Here is a 21,087-nt window from a genome sequence, read left to right on the forward strand (position 1 = left end):
GTTATATAGGAGGATGTTCCTGATGAGCGAAGAAAAGAAACTTAAAATCGAGAAGGTGGACATCGCCGATGGCGGTCGCTATGGTAAATTCGTATGCGAACCATTAGATCGTGGCTATGGTATCACTCTCGGTAATAGCTTGCGCAGAATTTTGCTTTCATCCTTGGATGGGGCAGCTATCACCTCTATCAAAATTGATGGGGTTCTTCATGAATTCTCTACTATTCCTGGTATCCGTGAAGATGTTACGGATATCATCCTTAACTTAAAGCAATTGTGCATTAAGCTTGAAGAAGATGCAGAATGGCCATTGGAAGTTCACTTTGATTTCCAAAAGGATGGTGTATTAACAGCTGCTGATTTGGCTGAACAACTTCCACCAGAAGTAGAAGTATTAAATCCAGAGCTCGTGATTGCGACAATGGATGAAACAGCTCATTTAGTAATGGACGTAGTAATCGAACGTGGTAAGGGCTATGTTCCTTCCACTAAGAATAAAAAGGATACAGATGTTATCGGTTGCATTCCAATCGATTCCATCTTCTCTCCAATTCTTCGTGCTAAATACGAAGTGAGTGATGTTCGCGTAGGTAATGAAATGGACTTTGACAAACTTACATTAGAAGTTTGGACTGACGGTTCCATTACCGCTGCTGATGCAGTGGCAAAATCTGCTGCCATTATGATTGGTTATTTAGGGAACTTCACTAAATTAGCGCACTCTACAAGTGTTGTTGAATTAGACGATCAAAATCTTGAAGGCGATGTAGTTGATCCTACACCTCAAGATGTTCAAGAAGATGACGGCCCAGCTAAGATTTCCATCGATGAATTGGAACTCTCTGTTCGTGCGTACAACTGCTTGAAACGTGCTGGTATCAACACAATTGCAGATTTGCTAGACAAAACCATTGATGACTTAGGAAAAGTTCGCAACTTAGGTAAAAAATCTATCGATGAAATCGCTGAAAAACTCAGCAACCATCCAGGTGGATTTAATCTTAAGCAAAAAGGCGAATAAGGAGGAAGACGAATGTACAGAAAATTAGGCCGCGATAGCTCCGCTCGTAAAGCGTTGTTCCGTAGCATGTTAACATCTTTCTTCCAATATGAGCGTATCGAAACTACTGAAGCTAAAGCGAAAGAACTTCGCTCTTTAGCTGATCAAATGGTAACTTTGGCTAAACGTGGTGATCTTCATGCACGTCGCCAAGTTCTTGCATACCTCATGGATGAAAGCGTAGTAAAAAAATTGTTTGATACAATTGCTCCAAAATATGCAGACCGTCAAGGTGGTTACACTCGTGTAATCAAAACTGGTCTTCGCAAAGGTGACGCTGCACCTTGCGCTATTATCGAGTTAGTTTAATCAAACTCATACGGTGTTGTAACTTCGGTTGCAACACCGTTTTTTTATTGTCAATTTTATGGTACAATCGACTAGTACAAATATCGTTATATAGTAGCAGTTATCGTAGTGCTGGAAGATTAATTGTTAACTTTCACATACAACGAAATTGACTAGAAAGATACGAGGCTATTCATGAAATCAAAGGAAACAATGATTGAGGTCAATCATTTAAGCCATTTATATGTTGATGAAAATGGTAATGACTTGCGTGCTTTGGATGATGTGAATCTTACCATACAACGTGGTGAATTCGTGGCCATTATAGGTACTAATGGTAGTGGTAAAAGCACATTGGCTAAGCATTTTAATGTATTATTACAACCGACAGAGGGCAATGTTACGGTATGTGGTTTTGATACATTAGATGATGAACATATTTGGAATATTCGCCAACATGTAGGCATGGTATTTCAAAATCCAGATAATCAAATTGTAGCGGCCGTGGTAGAAGAGGATGTAGCATTTGGTCCTGAGAATTTGGGTGTACCAAGTGCAGAAATTCGTAAACGTGTGGATGAAGCGTTGGCTGCTGTTAATATGACAGAATATGCGGAGCATGGTCCACATCTATTATCAGGTGGCCAAAAACAACGGGTTGCCATTGCCGGTGTACTTGCGATGAAACCAGATTGTATCGTTCTAGATGAACCTACTGCTATGTTGGATCCAAAAGGGCGTTTAGAGGTTCTTGAAACAATTCATAGACTTAATAAAGAAGAGGGGATTACTATTGTAATCATTACTCATTTTATGGAGGAAGCGGTAACCGCAGACCGTGTCGTGGTTATGAAAAATGGCGTTAAATTACAAGAGGGAACGCCGCGTGAAATCTTTACACAAGTAGATACGCTAAAAGATTTGGGCCTAGATGTACCTGTTGCAGCTGAGGTAGCATCTAAACTTATTCATAAAGGTGTAGATATTCCTAATGACATCATTACAAATGATGAACTTGGTGATGCATTAACGACGTATTATGCGAAGGAGGCACACTAATGGCTATTGTATTAGATAATATTACCTATACCTATGGTGTGGGTACTCCTTTTGAGAAAACAGCGTTGAAGGGAATCTCCATGACCATTGAAAATGGTGAATTTCTTGGTATTATTGGACATACGGGATCCGGTAAATCTACATTCGTACAACATCTTAACGGCCTACTACACCCTACGACGGGGAAGGTAACTGTTAATGGTGTGGATGTAAGTGAAAAAACTGATGAAGCAAAACATATGCGCCATAAGGTGGGCATGGTATTCCAATACCCTGAACATCAATTATTTGAGGAAACCATTGCCGAAGATATTGCATTTGGCCCGAAAAATTTAGGCCTTGATGCAGAAGAGGTAGAACGTCGCGTTCGTGAAGCGATGGCCTTTGTAGGTCTGGATTATGATACCTATGCTGAGCGATCTCCGTTCCATTTATCGGGTGGTCAAATGCGCCGCGTTGCTATAGCTGGTGTAGTGGCGATGGAACCGGATTTCCTTGTACTCGATGAACCTTCGGCAGGCCTTGATCCATTTGGACGAGAAGAAATTTTTGATGAAATTATCAAACTACATAATGAAAAAGATGTAACTGTCATTCTCGTATCTCATAATATGGAAGATATTTCGCGTATGGCGAATCGCTTGATTGTGCTAGATAAGGGTCAAATTGTACTAGATGGCAAACCATTAGATATTTTTAATCATCATCGCGATGTATTGCAACAAGTGGGCGTTGATGTGCCACCCGTATCCGTATTGATTGAATCATTGCGGAAACGAGGCCTTGATATATCAAACGAAGTATTAACTGTAGATGATGCTGTACAAGCTATTCTAGAAGGAGGTCAACATGTTAAATAATATTACAATTGGCCAATTCTTCCCTGGTAACTCGTTGTTACATCGCATGGACCCACGGGCAAAAATTATAGGCACTACCATTTTCGTAGTTGCCATATTCCTAGCCAATACACCATTGGCATACGGTATTGTGGCAGCTTTCACCATAGGAGCCATGCTATTATCTAGATTGCCAATGCGTTTGATGTGGAATGCCATAAAACCACTTTGGATTATCATCGTATTTACCATGGGGATTCATATATTTACAACACCTGGTAATAGCATCATCTCTTATGGCATCATTAATATTACGGATAATGGCCTTGCTATGGGCTTACAAATGGCGGCACGATTAGTGTTCTTAATCTTATTCTCGTCCTTGCTAACCTATACAACATCGCCTATACGGCTCACAGATGGCATTGAACATTTATTAAATCCATTCCGCCGCATTGGTGTGCCTGCTCATGAACTAGCCATGATGATGACCATTGCATTACGTTTTATTCCTACCTTGCTTGATGAGACAGATCGTATTATGAAAGCTCAATCGGCTCGTGGTGCAGATTTTGTAACAGGTTCTATCATTCAACGTGCTAAAAATATGGTACCTCTCTTGGTGCCATTGTTTATCAGCGCATTCCGTCGTGCCGATGAATTGGCTGTCGCTATGGAAGCCCGTTGCTATCGTGGCGGTGTTAATCGTACGCGTATGAAAGAACTCAGCATTACATGGGTTGATTATGTAGGATTGGGAGCTGTGTTTATTGTAACGGCTATTTTATTAATCCTATGGTGGTTAGGCTAATGCGAAACATACGATTAATTGTGGCTTATGATGGGACCGATTTGGCGGGTTACCAGAAACAATCGGCTGATAAGGGAATTACCGTGCAAGGAGCCTTGGAAAAGGCGCTATCAATCATCTGTGCTGAACCGATTCAAATCTATGGTGCATCTCGTACAGATGCGGGCGTACACGCACGTTTTCAAGTCTGTGCATTTCAAACATCCGGGTCTATACCGGTAGAGAATATTCCACGCGCAACGATTGCTCATTTGCCAAAGGATATTGTTGTTACAGAGGCTATTGAGATACCGTTAGACTGGAAACCGCGCAATAATATTTTTGGTAAGGAGTATATTTACTCCATTTATAATCGTGAAATTGCAGATCCTATGGGGCAGCGATATCATTGGCATATTAAGAAACCACTAGATATTGAAGCTATGCGTCAAGCAGGCAAAGCCCTTGAAGGAACACATGATTTTTCTACCTTGAAAGGGGCTAATACGACACCTGTGGATCCGGTGAAAACCATTTATGCTATCGGCATTGTAGAAACGAATGGACGTATCGATATTTCTGTGGTAGGCGATGGATTCTTGTATCATATGGTTCGAAATATAGCTGGTTTATTAGTTGATGTCGGTCTTGGACGAAAGTCAGTGTCTCGAATTCCTGAGCTATTAGCTGCAAAGGACCGTAAACGAATTGGAAAAACGGCACCGGCTCAAGGACTTGTTCTGGAAGAAATTTTCTTTACAGCCGATAGACTACATACGGTAATAGAACGTATTAAAGAAGAATAATTATGAAATGTTACATTGTAAAAGAGTTACTATACATGTTACAATTGCACTATGAGACAGGTTTATTACTTAGCTGTAATTTATATACATAGGGTAGACTCTTGTCAGCATTGTAATTGTATCCTAAGGAGGGTGAATCTCTTGCAAAAACGTAAAGATTTTATCTGGAAAATGGGTGGACAACAAGGTGAAGGTATCGAGAGCTGTGGCGAAATCATGGCTACAATCCTTGCAAAAGAAGGATATTCTCTATACAGTCAACGTTTGTTTGCATCCCGTATCAAAGGTGGTCATACTACCTTCGCATTGCGCGTTGCATTGGAACAAGTTATGTCCATTGGTGAAGGCGTAGACTTCTTGCTTTCTCTTGACCAAGAAACTGTTGATATGCACGGTGGTGAAGTGCGTGATGGTGGTTATATCATCTGCGATAGTAAAGTAAAACCAGATTTTTCTAAATTTGAAGGTTCCAAAGTTAACTGCTTATCCTTGCCAATCTCTGAAACGGCAATGAAACAAGGTTCCTTGTTGATGCGTAATATCGTAGCACTTGGTATGTCCGTAGCACTTCTTGGTTTTGACACTAAGATGTTTAAAGATGCAATCGCTGCAAAATTTGCGAAAAAATCCCAAGAAATCGTGGATAAAAACTTGGCAGCTTTTGATGATGGTCATAGCCTTGTAATGGAAAAATTAGGCGATGTAGAAATCGATACATTGCCTGCTCCTGGCAAGAAAGATCAAATGTTCTTACTAGGTAATGAAGCATGTGCTCTTGGTGCTATTGCAGCAGGTTCCCGTTTCATGGCATCCTATCCTATTACTCCTGCATCTGAAGTAATGGAATACATGATTAAAAACATGGATAAATTAGGTGCTACTATCGTTCAAACAGAAGATGAAATCGCAGCTTGTATGACTGCTATGGGCGGTGTATACGCAGGTGTTCGTGGTTTCACATGTACTTCTGGCCCTGGTTTATCCTTGATGGCAGAATCCTTGTCTATGGCATCCATGGCAGAACTTCCTATGGTTGTTATCGATGTACAACGTTCTGGCCCATCTACAGGTATGGCTACAAAGGTAGAACAATCCGATATTGATGCGGCTTGCTATAACGCACATGGTGATTATGCAGGTATCGTTATTTCTCCAACATCCATCGAAGAATGTTTCTACGAAATTCAAAAAGCGTTCAACTTGGCAGAAATGTATCAATGCCCAGTTATCTTCATGCCGGACTTACAACAAGGTTTGAATAAACAATCCGTTCCTACATTCGACTTGAACCGTGTACCTATTAACCGCGGTAAAATGATGAAGGAAGCTGACCTTCCTGAATTGGAACAACCTAAATATTTCAAACGCTTTGAATTGACAGAAGATGGTATTTCTCCTCGTACAATTCCTGGTATGAAAAATGGTTTATTCCTTTCTACAGGTCTTGAACATAATGAAGAAGGTAAACCAGCAGAAGCGCCTACAATGCACGTAGCGCAAACTGATAAACGTTTCCGCAAATTGGAAACTGTAGCTGATAACTATGAACCATTCTTGAATAACGCTAAATACGATGAAGCTGATGTACTCGTTGTAGGTATGGCTTCTAGCCGCGGCGCTATCGAAGAAGCAGTTGCTGAATTCGATCAAGAAGGCGTTAAAGTTAACCACTTACAATTGCGCTTGATTAAACCATTCCCAGCAAAACAATTACAACCATTCATGGATGCTGCGAAAAAAGTGGTTATCGTTGAGCACAATGCAACAGGTCAATTGACTAACTTATTTAAAATCAACATGCATAAGAAATCTAAAATTTCTAGCTGCTTGAAATATGATGGTAATCCATTCACAAAATCATATGTGAAAAATGCAATTAAGGAGGTCCTATAATATGACAACAGCTAAAGATTACAGAAATGATATTCGCCCTAACTGGTGCCCTGGTTGTGGTCATTATGGGGTACAAGCTGCCATTACTGATGCAGTAGTAGCAAAAAATATTCCACCTGAAAAATTAGCAGTTATCTCTGGTATCGGTTGTTCTAGCCGTATCGGTGGTTATTTCTATGCATATGGTGCACATACAACTCATGGTCGTGCACTTCCATACGCTCAAGGCGTCAAACTTGCTAACCAAGACTTAGAAGTTATCGCTTGTTCCGGTGATGGTGATGCATTCGCTATCGGCATGGGTCATACAATTCATGCTTTCAAACGTAATGTAAACATGACATATATCGTTATGGATAACCATGTTTACGGTTTGACTAAAGGTCAAGCATCCCCTCGTTCCGATATCGGTTTTGTTACAAAAACAACACCTCGTGGGGCATTTGAAACACCATTGTCCGTTTGTGAAACTGCCATCGCTGCAGGCGCTACATTTGTAGCACAAGGTTATATGATTAACCGTGCAGAATTGGTTGATTTGATTCAACAAGCTATGGACCATGAAGGTTTCTCCTTCATCAACGTATTTAGCCCATGTGTTACATACAACAAACACAATAGCTATGACTGGTTCAAAGAACATTTGACTAGCTTGCCAGAAGGATATGATCCAACAGACCGTGCGACTGCACTTAAAACATTAGGTGAAACACAAGGTTTGGTTACTGGTCTTATCTATCAAGATACGACTAAACCTTCCTTTGAAAAAGCTATGGCCGCTGTTAATGGTGGTCCACATCCACGTCCATTGACTGAAGATGTTGTAAAACCTGATCAAGCATTATTTGATAGCCTCTGCAATCAATTTAAATAATTTTAATTTAACATATATCATGTTATGATATATTCCCCTCTTTACTGACAATTATGTAAAGAGGGGATTTTCATTTTATTACTTTTCGGTTAGTGATAATTACTTTACGGAGTTTTTCTTAACTGATATACTAATTTTAATTTAAGTTATTTATAATTAAACATAGGTATAGTACCTGCTAGACGTATTTTAACTATTACAGCCATAAGATAGAGGGGTAGAGTAACGTGTCGAATGAATATAATGAAGCATTACTAGAACCACTAAAGTATTACAGAGAAAGTCTTAAGGATACATTCCAAGGTATTACAGAAGATTATTTTCAAGATTTGGTAAATCAATCACAGGTTGATATTAATAAAAATAAAGACTTAATCGATAAGTATACGAATGTTTCGGAGAATCGAAATCAGTCTAACAGTACATATAAACGGTTTGGTATTGTACGAATTATCGATTCCATTGTGGGCATAGGCGCACTTATTTATGGTGTGTATCAGTTTTCACAACCGCAAATGGATATTCTATCCATCGTTATATGTATCGCTATTATAGCCTTATGCATAGGGCTGTATGTATATTGGATTCGACCTAATCGTAAGAGCCTCGAAGAGAAACTGAATGATTTAGATGCAACGCTAAGTCAAATGCGTGACGAAGGGTACGAAATGATGCAACCGTTGAATGAGTTGTTTCATAGTGAGATGACCGCAGAACTCATCAAAAAGTCGATTCCCTTTATCCATCTAGATTCCAATTTTAATATGGAGCGTTATGAACAGCTCGTTAAAGATTATGGCTTTTTAGAAAAAGATGATGTAAATCGCTCTACATTGGATATTACTTCCGGAGATATTTTAGGAAATCCTTTTGTGTTTATTAAGCGTATTATCCATTGGATTGATGATTATACATATGAAGGTACTCGTGAGGTCGTCTATACAGAGGAATATATAGATTCTGATGGCAATACAAAAACTAGAGATGTAAGTGAAACACTTCGTGCCACGTTAAAACGACCTGGTCCATATTATGCGGATAGAATATCCTTGGTATATGGTAATCATGCAGCACCGAATTTAATATTCCATAGAAGACCACCAGAAAAAGGTTTATTTAATTTTGGAGGTGCGAAGATTCAACTGGCAAAACGCATTGCAGGGCTTAGAAAGAAAAGTGAAGATGCCTTAGAAGATGGTGGAAACTTTCAGGCCTTGGCAAATGAAGAGTTCGATGCACAATTTAATGCATTAGACCGAAATAATGAGGTCGAGTTCCGCGTGTTATTCACCCCATTAGCACAAAGTAATTACAAAGATATTTTTGAGAATTCTCCCTATGGTGATGACTTTGTTTTCAATAAACAATGTAAAATCAATGAAATTTTAACTGATAACTCTATGGATTGGAATTTCGATACCGTACCATCACAATACTATGATTTCTCCTTTGAAAAGATTAAAGAGAAATTCATTAATTTTAACTGTAGCTATTTTGAGCATATGTATTTTTCATTTTTGCCAGTCTTAGCAATTCCTGTATATCAACAAATGGCTTCTACTGATTATATTTATAAGAAATCTTACGATTTTAAATATAATGATTACATTACAGAAATGCTCGCGAATAAGATGAACCTTGGGTTATTTATTCCTCCTGATGCAACGCAGAGAAGTAATGTAAAAACATTGCTAAAAACGAGTCACTATAAAAAAGAGGCAGATTCGGAAATTATTAAGGTAGATGCTTATTCGTATAGGACTATTGAGCATGTGGATGAGGTTCCTGTTACAGCAGGTAATGGTAGAACCTATTATGTACCAGTTAAGTGGAATGAGTATGTGCCGGTTACAAAGCATGAACTTATTGAAGTAGCAGAAGTAGATACAGTTGACGATGACTTCAAGCGTGTTAAAGAATTGAATCATTACCAACGATCCGAAAATAACAAAAATGGTTCCTTTGCCTATGGACATTTTATGGTAGGGAAACTCTATAAAGATAATCAGTCTCTCGTAGACTTATTACATACGATTTATGAACAAAATGGAGGTAAGTAAAATGGCTAATCAACTTGACGAAATGAATCCTGAGATTATGTCTCAAGGCAGAGATGTACATGTTATTGCTAAGGTGATTCCTGTAGAAACAAGTGGTTTTGAAAAACTGATTCCCACCATCCTTATGGCTATCGGTGTAATTGCCATCGTTTTAGGGATAGTGATAGACAAGTACCTCATATCTGTTATAGGTGTGGTTGTACTTGTTTATCCTTGGTGGAGATTAAAACAAATTAGTTCCGAATTTAATATGATGGAACAACGAATTCAAAATGCAGCATCCGAAATTGATAACTATATGGAACAACGAGTTGTCATTCTTTCTAATGCGGCTAAACTCGTAGAAAAATCTATTGAAGTAGATAAAGATATTCTTGTAGATATTGCAAAATATAGAAGTGGTAATTTTAGTGAAGAATCTAGAAGTGATGTAAATGCTCAGCTTAATAAAGCGACGAGAGCATTAAATGTAGCTATAGAAAATTATCCAGAATTGCAAAGCCAAGATACAATTCGCGATGCAATGCAACAAAATTCATATTTGCAAAAAGAAATTACTGCAGCTAGAACGTTGTATAATGATGCGGTAAATACTTGGAATCGAGAAATATTCGATTTCCCATTCAAAAAAATTGTAGCTGCTAAGGAAGGTAGAACCACAAGAATTCCATTCATAGCAGATCAAGAAACTAAAGAAAAGGCAAAAGGTGTTTTCTTTTAGTTCATAACATTTGGTAGTCATAAAAAGGGGATACTATGAAAACATATGAAAAAGGCATTAGCTTGTCTATTTGGACCTTAAGCTGGCCTATATTTATCGAAGTATTCCTGCAAATGCTCGTCGGCAATATCGACCAACTGATGATGAGTCATTACTCGCCACAGGCGGTAGCCGCTGTAGCTAATGCAAATCAGATTTTAAATATTTTTATCATGCTCATCGTAGTTATGAGCACGGCTACAACTATATTAATTGCTCAATACTTGGGCGCTCGCAATCAGTCGAAGTTATCAGAGGTTTGTACCGTTAGTTTAGTGCTAAACTTTGCATTCTCCTCTGTGGCAGCGGTGTTTTTTATTACTTGTCATGAATGGATTTTTACATGGCTTGGCATACCACCAGAAACGATGGGGGATACATCGCTGTATACGACCATTGTAGCAGCGGGATTACCAATACAGGCCATGTACTATGCATTGGTTGCCGTATTTAGAGGCCATTCATTGACGCGTATCACCATGTATGTGGCACTCGTTATGAATATTATCCATGTAGGAACAAACTATATCCTAATCTTCGGGCATGGCCCGATACCGAGTCTTGGCGTACTCGGTGTATCTATTTCTACGTGGCTTTCAAAGGTTATTGGCCTTCTTATCATCGTATATCTGTTCAAGACCTTGTTGCAATTGAGGGTTAGTACGTCTTATTTAAGACCCTTTCCTTGGCATACGGTTAAATCCTTGCTCCATATTAGCGTGCCATCCGGCGGCGAAACATTGAGCTATCAATTATCGCAAACGACGATTATGAAGATGGTCAACATTCTAGGGTTAACTGTGATTAATACGAAGGTTTATGTATATGTCATCGCTATGTTGTGTTATGTGTATACCATAGCCTTATCGAATGCATCGCAAGTTATCGTAGGATTCTTGATGGGCGCTAAACGGCAAGATGAGGTGACAAATCGCGTATGGCATTCTATGTTTTTAGCTATCGCTATCAATGTAGGATTGGCAACGTTCTTTTATATAACAAGTGATACGGTTTTATCTGTATTTACAACGGATCCTGAGATTTTATCCTTAGCCCATAATGTACTCTTGGTTGAAATCTTCCTTGAACTAGGACGGGCTGTAAATATCGTTATGGTCGGTTGTTTACAGGCTGCAGGTGATATTCGTACCCCAATGCTCGTTGGTATCTTTGGCATGTGGTTATGTGCTGTGCCATTATCGTACCTATTGGGTATTTATTGGGGATGGGGCCTTGTAGGCATATGGATTGCTATGGCTGCTGATGAGATTTTACGTGGTGTATTGTTTATCTATCGCTGGTATAGCGGAAAATGGAAAGAAAAACGCCTTATTGAGGTGTAGTGGTATAGTTTGTTTGTGTTTCTATATTGGAGATATAGGAACGTTTGTGAAAGTAGGTTTATATGAGTAAAACCGTAGGTATAATTGGATTAGGTTTGTTGGGTGGTTCGTTGGCAAAGGCTTTGAAAGCCTATACAGATTATGATGTAGTAGGGTATGCACGCCGACAAGAGGTATGTGATGCAGCATTACAAGATGGGGTAGTATCCCAAGCTTGGACCGAGGTAGAGCCACTCATTGAGCACTCGGATATCGTAGTGTTTTCGTTGCCGCCAGATACTAATGCTCGACTTTTTACAGAGGTGGCACATCTGTTTAAACCAGGTCAGGTGGTAACAGATGTATCCAGTGCAAAGGAACATTTTGTACGCGCCGTGTATGAATCTATTCCAAAGGGGACCTTTTTTGTATCTGTTCATCCTATGGCGGGATCTGAAAAGGGCGGCTATGAAGTATCTCATAAAAACCTGTTTAAAGGCATGGGGTGGATTGTCTTAGAGGATAAGGCATCTGATGTGTATAATGCAGAGGTGGCCAAAGAATTGGCTGATATGGGGCGCGCCGTTGGTTCTCGTATCGAATTTGTCGATGTATATGCTCATGATGCGTATTTAGCGATGGTTAGCCATATGCCACATCTGATGGCAGCTATGTTAACTCAAGTATCTGGTGGCGATGAGCTCGGTGAATTGCGTATGCGCTTATCCGCAGGTGGATTCCGTGATTGTACGCGTGTAGCTGGTGGTTTACCATCCATGTGGCGTGAAATCATTTATGGTAATCGCCATAATGTATTAGAAGGCTTATCTAAAATGGAAGATGAAATTCGTCGGGTAAAAGAAATACTTTCACAAGAAGACGAAGGTCAAGCCTTAGAAGACTATTTAACTAGAAGCCGAGCCGTTCGAAATAAATTACCGTACTTAACGGGACAAATTAAGAATAATTAAGAGGAGTTGTTATGGGGTTACTACAAGAAACCTGCGACGCAATTCACAGTCGTAGTAAAGAGATTGAACAACATATTATTAAGAATTGGAATGATGCGTCAGATATTAAGCAATATGGACGTCTCGTCAATATGGTGGCTCAATATGGGGCGGCTACAAATCAAGAGAATGTGACAATTCCAAAACCTTGCATGATCATTGCCTCTGCCGATCACGGTGTGGCCGATATGGGGGTTAGTGCCTATCCAAAGGAAACGACTGTTGGTATGACGCAAAATTACTTAATTCCCAAAGGGGCTGGTGCCAATTCCTTAGCCAATTATTGTGGTGCTACAATGGAAGTCATTGACATGGGCATTGATGCGGATATGAGTTGGGTACCTGGACTGCGTTCTCACAAATTGGGGATGGGGACAAAGAATTTTGTAGAAGAACCGGCCATGACGCGTGAACAAGCAATCGAAGGTATTGAAACGGGCATTAAATTGGTTCAAGAAAAGATGTCTGACGGATATAATGTGTTTCTTGTAGGTGAAATGGGTATTTCCAACACGACAGCTAGTGCACTTATGACGGCCAAGTTTGCGGGCCTCACTGCAGAAGAGGCAACGGGGCGAGGTACGAATATTTCAGATGAGCGCCTTAAATTAAAACAACGCATCGTTCATGATGTATTGGTTAAATATAAGGATATCCCAAAGGATGATGCCATTGGTATTTTGGCTGCCGTAGGGGGCTTTGAATTTACATGTATTGTAGGTGTTATTTTGGGGGCAGCTGCTCATCATGGTATGGTCATCATCGATGGCTTTAATACATCTGCTTGTGCACTGGTGGCTAAAACATTGGTTCCCGCCTCCATGGATTACGTTATGGCCTCTCATTTATCTGCAGAAAAAGCGGCTAAATCTTCATTGCAAAATCTTGGATTAGAAGCCTATGTGGACTTAGGTCTTTGCTTAGGAGAAGCCTCTGGTGGTTCCGTTCAAATGGGGATGCTTGACCTTGCAGTTCATATGTATAAGTCTGTCACAGGAGGTAAGGCATGAGAGCTTTTAACATTCAACCATTAGATACGAAAGCGATGGAAACATGCCGGTATCGCATTGATAATTTAACCAAACCTATTTATAGCCTGGCTATGCTCGAAACGATAGCTGAACGATTTGCAGGCGTATTGGCGAATCCTAAACCAAATCATTTAAAATATGGTGTTCTTATTGTAGGAGCAGACCATCTTGTGGACGGTCCTCAAAATGTTGAACATGGGCATACTAGTTTAAATGCAATAAAACGATTTAATGAAGGCATGAGTGCTACGCAAGGGGCGGCATTTAAATTACAAGCACCGGTTTACGTTGTTAATATTGGCTTAGAACAAGATACAAATCATTTGGCAAATATTGATTCTCGAGTTATTCGTAATGGGTCCCACTTCTTTGGCGTAGAACCTTCTATTAGTCATGATGAATTGGAACAGGCTCTTGAAATGGGCTTTGGTTATGCGGATACATTGCATGAAGCAGGCCTACAAGTGGTGGCCTTAGGTAATATAGGTGAACGCACATTCCTTGATGCGTTGGTTACGACCGCTACCATTACAGGCGCATCGTACGAGACTTTATTGACAGAATCTGATAATGGACCTACCATTGCACAGCGTGCTACACACATCCATTCGTTTGTGGATCCATTTGATATTGCTGTAGATGATTGGTCTGTTTTATCTGAAAGCGACCGCCGCACTGCTGTATTGCGTTTGCTTCATGTAGTAGGTGGCCTCGATATTGCTTTTTTAACAGGCTTTATCTTAGGTGCTGCTAGCCATCGTATGGCTGTGGTATACGATAATGCACTAACTGGTGCTGCTGTACTCGCAGCAGTGACGATGGAACCATTGGTGAAAGACTATGTTTTCTCATCCGCTGTTTACGATGATCCTATTCATAAGGAACAATGTCGTTTTTTAGATGTAAAACCTCCATTACATTATGATTTACAAATCGATGAAGGCTTAGGCTCTACAATGGGGCTATCTATCGTAGATGCATCTATGCATATGTTAAATGACATGAAAACATTCGTAGAAGCAGAGGTTCGTGCCGCTGAGGATGGTGCCGGTAAAGGTAGACAAGAAGATATTAAATAATGATAGAGAGGACTTCATGATATATAGTTCCTTTACTTAAGAAATAGTAATGGAACTATATATTTGAAAGTCCTCTTTTATATGTTTGTTGTAAATTACGTAGATTTGTATCATATAGATTTCGTATTATTTTTATAGGAAATTCATTGAAAAACCATTGACACTATATGTGTAAATTGATATTATTATAAGGCAGTCAGAACTGACCTGGTTTAGTTCTTGACTAACAGAAGGTAATTATGATATAGTAATTATCGGTTCTGTATGCGGGAATAGCTCAGCGGTAGAGCACCGCCTTGCCAAGGCGGGGGTCGCGAGTTCGAATCTCGTTTCCCGCTCCATACATTCCTCGATAGCTCAGTTGGTAGAGCAATCGGCTGTTAACCGATCGGTCGTAGGTTCGAGTCCTACTCGGGGAGCCATTCATGACTCACTAGCTCAGTTGGCAGAGCACCTGACTTTTAATCAGGGTGTCCCGCGTTCGAGTCGCGGGTGAGTCACCAACTTTGGCCCGTTGGTCAAGCGGTTAAGACACCGCCCTTTCACGGCGGTATCCCGGGTTCGATTCCCGGACGGGTCACCAATATGGACGATTAGCTCAGCTGGGAGAGCGCCTGCCTTACAAGCAGGATGTCGGCAGTTCGATCCTGTCATCGTCCACCATATGCGGGAATAGCTCAGCGGTAGAGCACCGCCTTGCCAAGGCGGGGGTCGCGAGTTCGAATCTCGTTTCCCGCTCCACTAATGTTCCTCGATAGCTCAGTCGGTAGAGCAATCGGCTGTTAACCGATCGGTCGTAGGTTCGAGTCCTACTCGGGGAGCCAATTTCATATCATGGCCCGTTGGTCAAGCGGTTAAGACACCGCCCTTTCACGGCGGTATCCCGGGTTCGATTCCCGGACGGGTCACCACATGGACGATTAGCTCAGCTGGGAGAGCGCCTGCCTTACAAGCAGGATGTCGGCAGTTCGATCCTGTCATCGTCCACCACGCTAAAGCAGTTATCTTCGGATAACTGCTTTTTTGTGTTATGAACACCGGCGTGTGCAGTACAAATACAAAAAGCGACACTATGTGTCGCTTTCAGAATGGTTATTATAATTATTGTATATTGATTTATCTCGGTGCATACATGATGATATATACGCCTAAAAGGCAAACTAGACCGCCGATGATATCATAGATGTCGGGACGTAATCCATCGATAAGCCAACCCCATAGAATGGAGAGGGCGATAAATACGCCACCGTATGCAGCGTAGACCTTGCCGAAGCTGGCCTCTGGTTGAAATGTAGGGATGATGCCATATAAAAATAGGATGATGGCACCAGCCAGTAAATATACAGGGCTTTTATCATCGCGCATATAGAGCCATACTAAATAACCGCCACCGATTTCGGCTAAGCCCGCTAAGATAAAAAAGAAAATAGATAAGAGCATAATAACCTCGCTCTTATAATTTAGCAGGGGATTCCTGATGGACATAGTCCATAAATGTATGCATCGTTTCCGTTTTTGAATTATTTTTCTTGTATGCGAAACATACTTGTAACTTAAATGGTTTTTCTAATGGTAAATAGCCAGTAGTGATGTTGAGGGCATCGAGGATTTGACGTGCTACGATGCAACCAGATTCATTCTTACCGCAATAATCAATCATTGTGTATGGATTAGATAAGCGGCTACCGCGGATGTGTAGATTTTGTTGACCATTACCTACATATGCTTTTAATGTACGGTACATAAAATATTTAGGTGGATACATTAAAAGTGGGAATTGTTGAATTGATTTTAAAGTCGCTTCCTTAACTTGATTGATTAATTTAGGCGCATAATATACAAATTCATCTTCCCGTAGCGCTTTTGATTCATATAAGGACATGTCCTTATTATTTGGTAAATAGAGAAGAGCAATATCGATACGATTTTCTCGTAAATCGAGCAATAACTCTTCTTCTTCCATATCGTAAATAGATACAGAAAATTCAGGATGGTTTTCAAAGAAATGCGATACATATCCATTGAGGCGAATGTCGCCGAGGCTACGAAGAACGCCGATGTTTAGGATTGGGCGTTCAACCTTGCTAGCTAAACGGATGGATTGTATGGCTCTCTCCAATGTATCCAATACAAGTTCTGCTTCCGGCAAAAATAGTTCCCCTTCTGGTGTCAAACGACTACCGCGGGTGGAGCGAGAAATTAATTTAACGCCTACAAGACGTTCTAATTTTTTCATTTGCGCACTGAAAGCAGATTGGGTGATATTCATCGTTTGTGCTGCTAGTGTAAAGCTACCTGTTTTATTATATGTAATAAAACTTTGTAGCTCTTGCATGGTTGGTAATTCTTTCATTTCGGTACTCCGATTATATTAAAAACCTCACATTACTACTTATTACCTATATTAATTGTATTGTAGCACACTATAAGTATTTTTTCATCTAAATCTATAAAAGGCGATGAATTAATTAGAATAGATATAGAGCGGTTCTTTTATAAGAAATTTCGTTTGTAATACACTGATAGGTGAGTAAAATTAATGATAAATAGTATGGTGAAAGAATACATTTGGCACATGCAGTTTATGGGTAGAACTAATTGACATAGGGTCATAAGTAATGATATTATTACTAGGTACCTTTATGTCATGGTACAAGTATATATTAATTTATGAGGTGATAATCACATGGCAACGAGAAGAGAGGCTCGATTCAAACTTTGTCGTCGCTTTGGTGTGAACGTATTCGGTCACGCAAAAGCCTTGAATCGCGTCAAAAAAGACCAACGTCAGAAAAAAATGTCTGAGTATGGCACACAATTATTAGAAAAACAAAAAGTTAAAGCTTACTACAACTTGCTAGAACGCCAGTTCGTACGCTATTATGATAAAGCGAAAAAAATGCAAGGTGTTACAGGTGAAAACATGTTGATCCTTTTGGAACAACGTCTTGATAACCTTGTATATCGCATCGGCTTCGGTAACTCCATTCGTCAAGCACGTCAAATGGTAAACCATGGCCACATTTTGGTAAATGGTCGTCGTGTAGACATTCCATCCTACTCCTGCAAACCAGGTGACGTTATTGAACTTCGTGAAGCTTCCCGCGACAACGAAATGTTCAAAACTAATTTCCAAGAGCTTCGTTCTTTCGAACTTCCTTACATTGAAAAAGACTTAGAAGGCTTCAAAGGCACTTTCACTCGTCTTCCTCAACGTGAAGAACTTCCTATCGAAGTTAACGAAACACTTATCGTCGAATTGTACTCCAAATAATTTGGCGCTATTGCCCGCAGTGCTATGCACTGCGGGTATTTTTGTATATGTTGTATTATATTATTTTTAAGAGGGTTGGTTATGATATTATCAAGATTGAAAAAATGGGGGTTATGTACTGGTTTATTAGTGTCCTTTGCTGCAACTACGGTAATGGCTGAAACTGTTACCATTAATAATGCTACAGTAATGGACGTTAAATCGTATATTTTAGCTAATCGCGAGTTGAGGCACCCAAATTCAACCGTTAGTCTTATTCCTAATCATGGTAGCTCATTTCAAATGGGCAGTAGTAGCTATGAAACGATTGTTTTTAAGTCAACTAAAAAACTAAGAGTTGGATTATTTGGTGAAGATTCAGTTAAGACAAATCGGGATACATATTTTTCTATATCTACACCATTAAATCGTGTAGGTGTGAAAGTATCTTATTTTGAAAGTACTGAGCTATATAATCCTAATAAAGGTAAGTTTGATGATCAAATAACTAGTACTAATGAATCAGAGGCAATCATTTTAAATAAAATCAAACTTCACTTTGATGGCGGTTATACAAATGGATACACCTTGAGTCGTGAAAAAGGCAAGAAGGGCTATCAGATAGAAAAAATTAATCCCCATGGTCCTGCTGAAAAAGCGGGATTAAAAATAGGAGATGTAGTTGTAAAGATTAATGGACAAAAAGTTAACTTTGAAAAAGACCTTAATACTTTTAATATCTCAAATGATATTGGTAAGAAAGAAACTGAGACTGTAACTATAATTACTGATAGTGGCTTAGAAAAAGATATAGTCATAGAGACCGCTTATTGGAATCCTCAAACAGGCATGTTTGAATAAAAGTGGATATATATAAGCTTTATAAAAACTAAATTTGTAAGAGTATAATGCATTTGTGACAAGTAAATAAAAATGAGAAGGAACTCTGTTACAATGAAGTTGCACGTCGTTATCATACTAGTAGACAACAAGTACAACGTTGGGTAAAGCATTTCGAAGGGACTATCGATTCACTTCGATTGTATAGTAGTAAATATAACAGAGTACTTTATGAATCCTGAGGTATAAGTATTTGTCACAAATGTTTGATTACTCTAGGAAATTAAAATATTTTAATAAAACAAAACTATTTACAAAAAAAACTTTAACTATGTTATTCTGTTGATAGAAAAAATTATGATTTAATCATGATTGGTGTTGTTAGAGTATGTATTTAGGAGAGTTTTGTGAAGATAAAACGCTTAGTTCTTCTTAGCCTAGGTGTATTGGGTGCATCTATGCCTTTTGAGGCATATGCAGAGAATCCGATTATGCCTATGGCACAGCAAGAACAATTACAACAAGACCGAGAAGTTCAACAGGAACGGAACCTTCGCTTAGATACTGAGCGCGTTGAAACCGTTGTTAGCAAACCGGCACCTATAGACGTACCTTCAGATCAGAATGGTGCGTCTTTTTTTATTCATCATATTCAGTTAGATGGTGTACCTAAGGAATTTACGTTCTTACATAAGATTGCACGTAAAAATGAGCAAAGAATAGTAACAGTAGCAGATATTACTAATATACGTAATTCCCTTCAACGTAAGTTGCTAGATAGAGGTTTCGTTACCTCACAAGTATATATTCCTGAACAAAATGTAAATTCTGGCACGTTGCAGTTTATGGTTCTACCGGGACGAGTGGAAGATGTGAGATATAGTGATTCTTCGGCTCACGGCCCTTGGCGAACGGCATTTCCTGTGCATCCAGGAGATATTCTTAATATCCGAGATGTAGAACAAGGCTTGGAGCAGATGAAACGTGTATCATCTCAATCGGTAACAATGCAGCTACTTCCAGGTACATCTGTTGGTACTTCTATTATAGAGCTATCGATTAAACAAGAGAAACCAGTACACGGATCAATTAGTATCGATAATAGTGGTCTTGAATCAACAGGTGTATATCAAGGTAGCTTTACTGCATCGTTAGACCAAGCTTTTAGAGCTAATGATACGTTAACCATGTCATTGTCAGGTGATTTAAGCGGTGCAGGCAGTATAAAAGGAACTCGCGCAGCCAGTCTTAATTATGTGATACCACATGGTAAAGATACGTTTAGTGTTAGTTTTTCCAAATCAAGATACCATCAAACTATTCAATCTAATCCCTATGATTTCACATATAGTGGTAAGTCCAGTACTATCAAGGCAAAATGGAATCATGTTTGGTCACGTACACAACGTGAAAAACGGGCATTTGATATTTCTATTAGCACACGGCATAATCATCGCTTTATCAATGATATGGAACTACCTGTGCAAGCATTACGTACCACTTCAATGGAGCTTGGTGTTTCCAATCGTACATATATTGGAAATGCTACGTTATACTCTCGTTTAGGATTCCAGTGGGGGATAGGCGCACTTGGCGCACAGGCTGAACATAAGGCCTCTGTTGCTATGGGTGGGCCTACCTCAAGATATCATATGTGGCTTGTAGATGTAGATTATCGAAAACCATTTATTATGGGCCATCGACCAGCATCCTTCACCTCTTCATTCCATGGACAATGGGTACAAGGCGGTAAGAGAGTGTATAGTGTAGATACTATCAATATTGGTAACCGATATAGTATCTATGGCTTCGATGGCGAATATACACTTATGGGCGATAGTGGTTGGTATGTACGTAATGAAGTATCATCTGTTATTCCTCGCCTTAATACGGAAGTATATTTTGGCATTGATGTAGGGGCTGTATATGGTAAAAGTACGGAATCATTAGTTGGAAAAAGTATTGCTGGTACAGCATTAGGTATACGTGGTAACTATGCATCAGGGCTCATGGTCGATGCATTTGTAAGTACCCCTTTATATAAACCGCAAGGATTTCATACGAAAAAGTTTTATAGCGGATTTACTATAGGGTATAGATTCTAATCTCTATATAATTATGAC

Annotated in this window: 19 protein-coding genes, 9 tRNA genes and 1 pseudogene; 27 read left to right on the forward strand and 2 right to left on the reverse strand. The window is 39.5% G+C overall.

Going from position 1 to position 21,087, the window contains the following annotated elements; all coding sequences use genetic code 11:
- The first annotated feature begins 22 nt into the window (after window positions 1–22).
- From O3617_RS04235 to O3617_RS04345, 23 genes are all read left to right on the forward strand, one after another.
- A complete protein-coding gene (locus O3617_RS04235; protein ID WP_105092675.1) occupies window positions 23–1,021 on the forward strand; it encodes a DNA-directed RNA polymerase subunit alpha in 999 nt (332 codons plus the stop codon).
- Window positions 1,022–1,033: 12 nt separating this feature from the next.
- On the forward strand, window positions 1,034–1,369 hold the full coding sequence (gene rplQ / locus O3617_RS04240) for a 50S ribosomal protein L17 (RefSeq protein WP_005377090.1): 336 nt from the start codon (window positions 1,034–1,036) through the stop codon (window positions 1,367–1,369).
- Between the two features lie 174 nt (window positions 1,370–1,543).
- Window positions 1,544–2,407: an energy-coupling factor transporter ATPase gene (locus tag O3617_RS04245; RefSeq protein ID WP_371448842.1), complete on the forward strand. Its 864-nt coding sequence runs from the start codon at window positions 1,544–1,546 to the stop codon at window positions 2,405–2,407.
- Window positions 2,407–3,267 (forward strand): energy-coupling factor transporter ATPase, encoded by an 861-nt coding sequence (locus tag O3617_RS04250; RefSeq protein ID WP_371448844.1) that lies wholly within the window; start codon window positions 2,407–2,409, stop codon window positions 3,265–3,267. Before O3617_RS04245 ends, O3617_RS04250 begins: the two co-directional genes overlap by 1 nt.
- Window positions 3,257–4,057, forward strand: a complete 801-nt coding sequence (locus tag O3617_RS04255) for an energy-coupling factor transporter transmembrane protein EcfT (protein WP_371448845.1) — start codon at window positions 3,257–3,259, stop codon at window positions 4,055–4,057. The genes O3617_RS04250 and O3617_RS04255 overlap by 11 nt, the downstream gene beginning before the upstream one ends.
- A complete protein-coding gene (truA, locus tag O3617_RS04260) occupies window positions 4,057–4,842 on the forward strand; it encodes a tRNA pseudouridine(38-40) synthase TruA (protein WP_371448847.1) in 786 nt (261 codons plus the stop codon). Before O3617_RS04255 ends, truA begins: the two co-directional genes overlap by 1 nt.
- 141 nt (window positions 4,843–4,983) lie before the next feature.
- Window positions 4,984–6,735, forward strand: coding sequence for a 2-oxoacid:acceptor oxidoreductase subunit alpha (locus tag O3617_RS04265; protein WP_302942459.1), 1,752 nt, complete (start codon window positions 4,984–4,986; stop codon window positions 6,733–6,735).
- Between the two features lies 1 nt (window position 6,736).
- Window positions 6,737–7,609: a 2-oxoacid:ferredoxin oxidoreductase subunit beta gene (locus O3617_RS04270; protein ID WP_371448849.1), complete on the forward strand. Its 873-nt coding sequence runs from the start codon at window positions 6,737–6,739 to the stop codon at window positions 7,607–7,609.
- A 227-nt stretch (window positions 7,610–7,836) separates the two neighbouring features.
- Window positions 7,837–9,669 carry an MAG1210 family protein gene (locus tag O3617_RS04275; protein WP_371448851.1) on the forward strand — a complete coding sequence of 611 codons (1,833 nt, stop codon included), beginning with the start codon at window positions 7,837–7,839 and terminating at the stop codon, window positions 9,667–9,669.
- Between the two features lies 1 nt (window position 9,670).
- The gene (locus O3617_RS04280) at window positions 9,671–10,390 is read left to right on the forward strand and encodes a LemA family protein (RefSeq protein WP_371448853.1); all 720 of its coding nucleotides are present in this window, start codon (window positions 9,671–9,673) and stop codon (window positions 10,388–10,390) included.
- 35 nt (window positions 10,391–10,425) lie between these two features.
- The gene (locus O3617_RS04285) at window positions 10,426–11,772 is read left to right on the forward strand and encodes an MATE family efflux transporter (RefSeq protein ID WP_371448855.1); all 1,347 of its coding nucleotides are present in this window, start codon (window positions 10,426–10,428) and stop codon (window positions 11,770–11,772) included.
- Between the two features lie 62 nt (window positions 11,773–11,834).
- Window positions 11,835–12,722 carry a prephenate dehydrogenase gene (locus O3617_RS04290; RefSeq protein WP_371448857.1) on the forward strand — a complete coding sequence of 296 codons (888 nt, stop codon included), beginning with the start codon at window positions 11,835–11,837 and terminating at the stop codon, window positions 12,720–12,722.
- Between the two features lie 11 nt (window positions 12,723–12,733).
- Window positions 12,734–13,771 (forward strand): nicotinate-nucleotide--dimethylbenzimidazole phosphoribosyltransferase, encoded by a 1,038-nt coding sequence (locus O3617_RS04295; protein ID WP_371448858.1) that lies wholly within the window; start codon window positions 12,734–12,736, stop codon window positions 13,769–13,771.
- Window positions 13,768–14,871, forward strand: a complete 1,104-nt coding sequence (locus O3617_RS04300; RefSeq protein ID WP_371448860.1) for a nicotinate-nucleotide--dimethylbenzimidazole phosphoribosyltransferase — start codon at window positions 13,768–13,770, stop codon at window positions 14,869–14,871. The genes O3617_RS04295 and O3617_RS04300 overlap by 4 nt, the downstream gene beginning before the upstream one ends.
- Before the next feature lie 266 nt (window positions 14,872–15,137).
- Window positions 15,138–15,212, forward strand: a tRNA-Gly gene (locus O3617_RS04305).
- Window positions 15,213–15,217: 5 nt separating this feature from the next.
- Window positions 15,218–15,293: transfer RNA gene (locus O3617_RS04310), tRNA-Asn, on the forward strand.
- A 5-nt stretch (window positions 15,294–15,298) separates the two neighbouring features.
- Window positions 15,299–15,374 (forward strand) — tRNA-Lys (locus O3617_RS04315).
- Window positions 15,375–15,379: 5 nt separating this feature from the next.
- A tRNA-Glu gene (locus O3617_RS04320) sits at window positions 15,380–15,454 on the forward strand.
- Between the two features lie 4 nt (window positions 15,455–15,458).
- Window positions 15,459–15,534, forward strand: a tRNA-Val gene (locus O3617_RS04325).
- 3 nt (window positions 15,535–15,537) lie between these two features.
- Window positions 15,538–15,612: transfer RNA gene (locus O3617_RS04330), tRNA-Gly, on the forward strand.
- Between the two features lie 7 nt (window positions 15,613–15,619).
- A tRNA-Asn gene (locus O3617_RS04335) sits at window positions 15,620–15,695 on the forward strand.
- A 12-nt stretch (window positions 15,696–15,707) separates the two neighbouring features.
- Window positions 15,708–15,782: transfer RNA gene (locus O3617_RS04340), tRNA-Glu, on the forward strand.
- Window positions 15,783–15,785: 3 nt separating this feature from the next.
- Window positions 15,786–15,861 (forward strand) — tRNA-Val (locus O3617_RS04345).
- Between the two features lie 126 nt (window positions 15,862–15,987).
- Here the strand turns inward: O3617_RS04345 and O3617_RS04350 are convergent.
- Together O3617_RS04350 and O3617_RS04355 are read right to left on the reverse strand one after the other, a co-directional pair.
- Complete coding sequence (locus O3617_RS04350; protein ID WP_371448861.1) at window positions 15,988–16,311, reverse strand: YnfA family protein; 324 nt, start codon at window positions 16,309–16,311, stop codon at window positions 15,988–15,990.
- 13 nt (window positions 16,312–16,324) lie between these two features.
- Window positions 16,325–17,224, reverse strand: a complete 900-nt coding sequence (locus tag O3617_RS04355; protein WP_371448862.1) for a LysR family transcriptional regulator — start codon at window positions 17,222–17,224, stop codon at window positions 16,325–16,327.
- A gap of 333 nt (window positions 17,225–17,557) precedes the next feature.
- Here O3617_RS04355 and rpsD point away from each other — a divergent pair, with 333 nt between their 5' ends.
- The 4 genes and pseudogenes from rpsD to O3617_RS04375 all read left to right on the forward strand — a co-directional run bounded on the left by rpsD (window position 17,558) and on the right by O3617_RS04375 (window position 21,069).
- Entirely contained in the window at window positions 17,558–18,145 is a 588-nt protein-coding gene (gene rpsD, locus O3617_RS04360) for a 30S ribosomal protein S4 (RefSeq protein ID WP_371448864.1), read from the forward strand.
- An 81-nt stretch (window positions 18,146–18,226) separates the two neighbouring features.
- Entirely contained in the window at window positions 18,227–18,985 is a 759-nt protein-coding gene (locus tag O3617_RS04365) for a PDZ domain-containing protein (RefSeq protein WP_371448866.1), read from the forward strand.
- A gap of 95 nt (window positions 18,986–19,080) precedes the next feature.
- Window positions 19,081–19,206: pseudogene (locus tag O3617_RS04370) on the forward strand (helix-turn-helix domain-containing protein); the annotation flags it as partial.
- A gap of 165 nt (window positions 19,207–19,371) precedes the next feature.
- Window positions 19,372–21,069 (forward strand): ShlB/FhaC/HecB family hemolysin secretion/activation protein, encoded by a 1,698-nt coding sequence (locus O3617_RS04375; protein ID WP_371448867.1) that lies wholly within the window; start codon window positions 19,372–19,374, stop codon window positions 21,067–21,069.
- The last annotated feature ends 18 nt before the right edge of the window (window positions 21,070–21,087 follow it).

The organism is Veillonella sp. 27098_8_77 (genome assembly GCF_041431535.1).
In the GTDB taxonomy this organism is placed as follows: domain Bacteria; phylum Bacillota; class Negativicutes; order Veillonellales; family Veillonellaceae; genus Veillonella.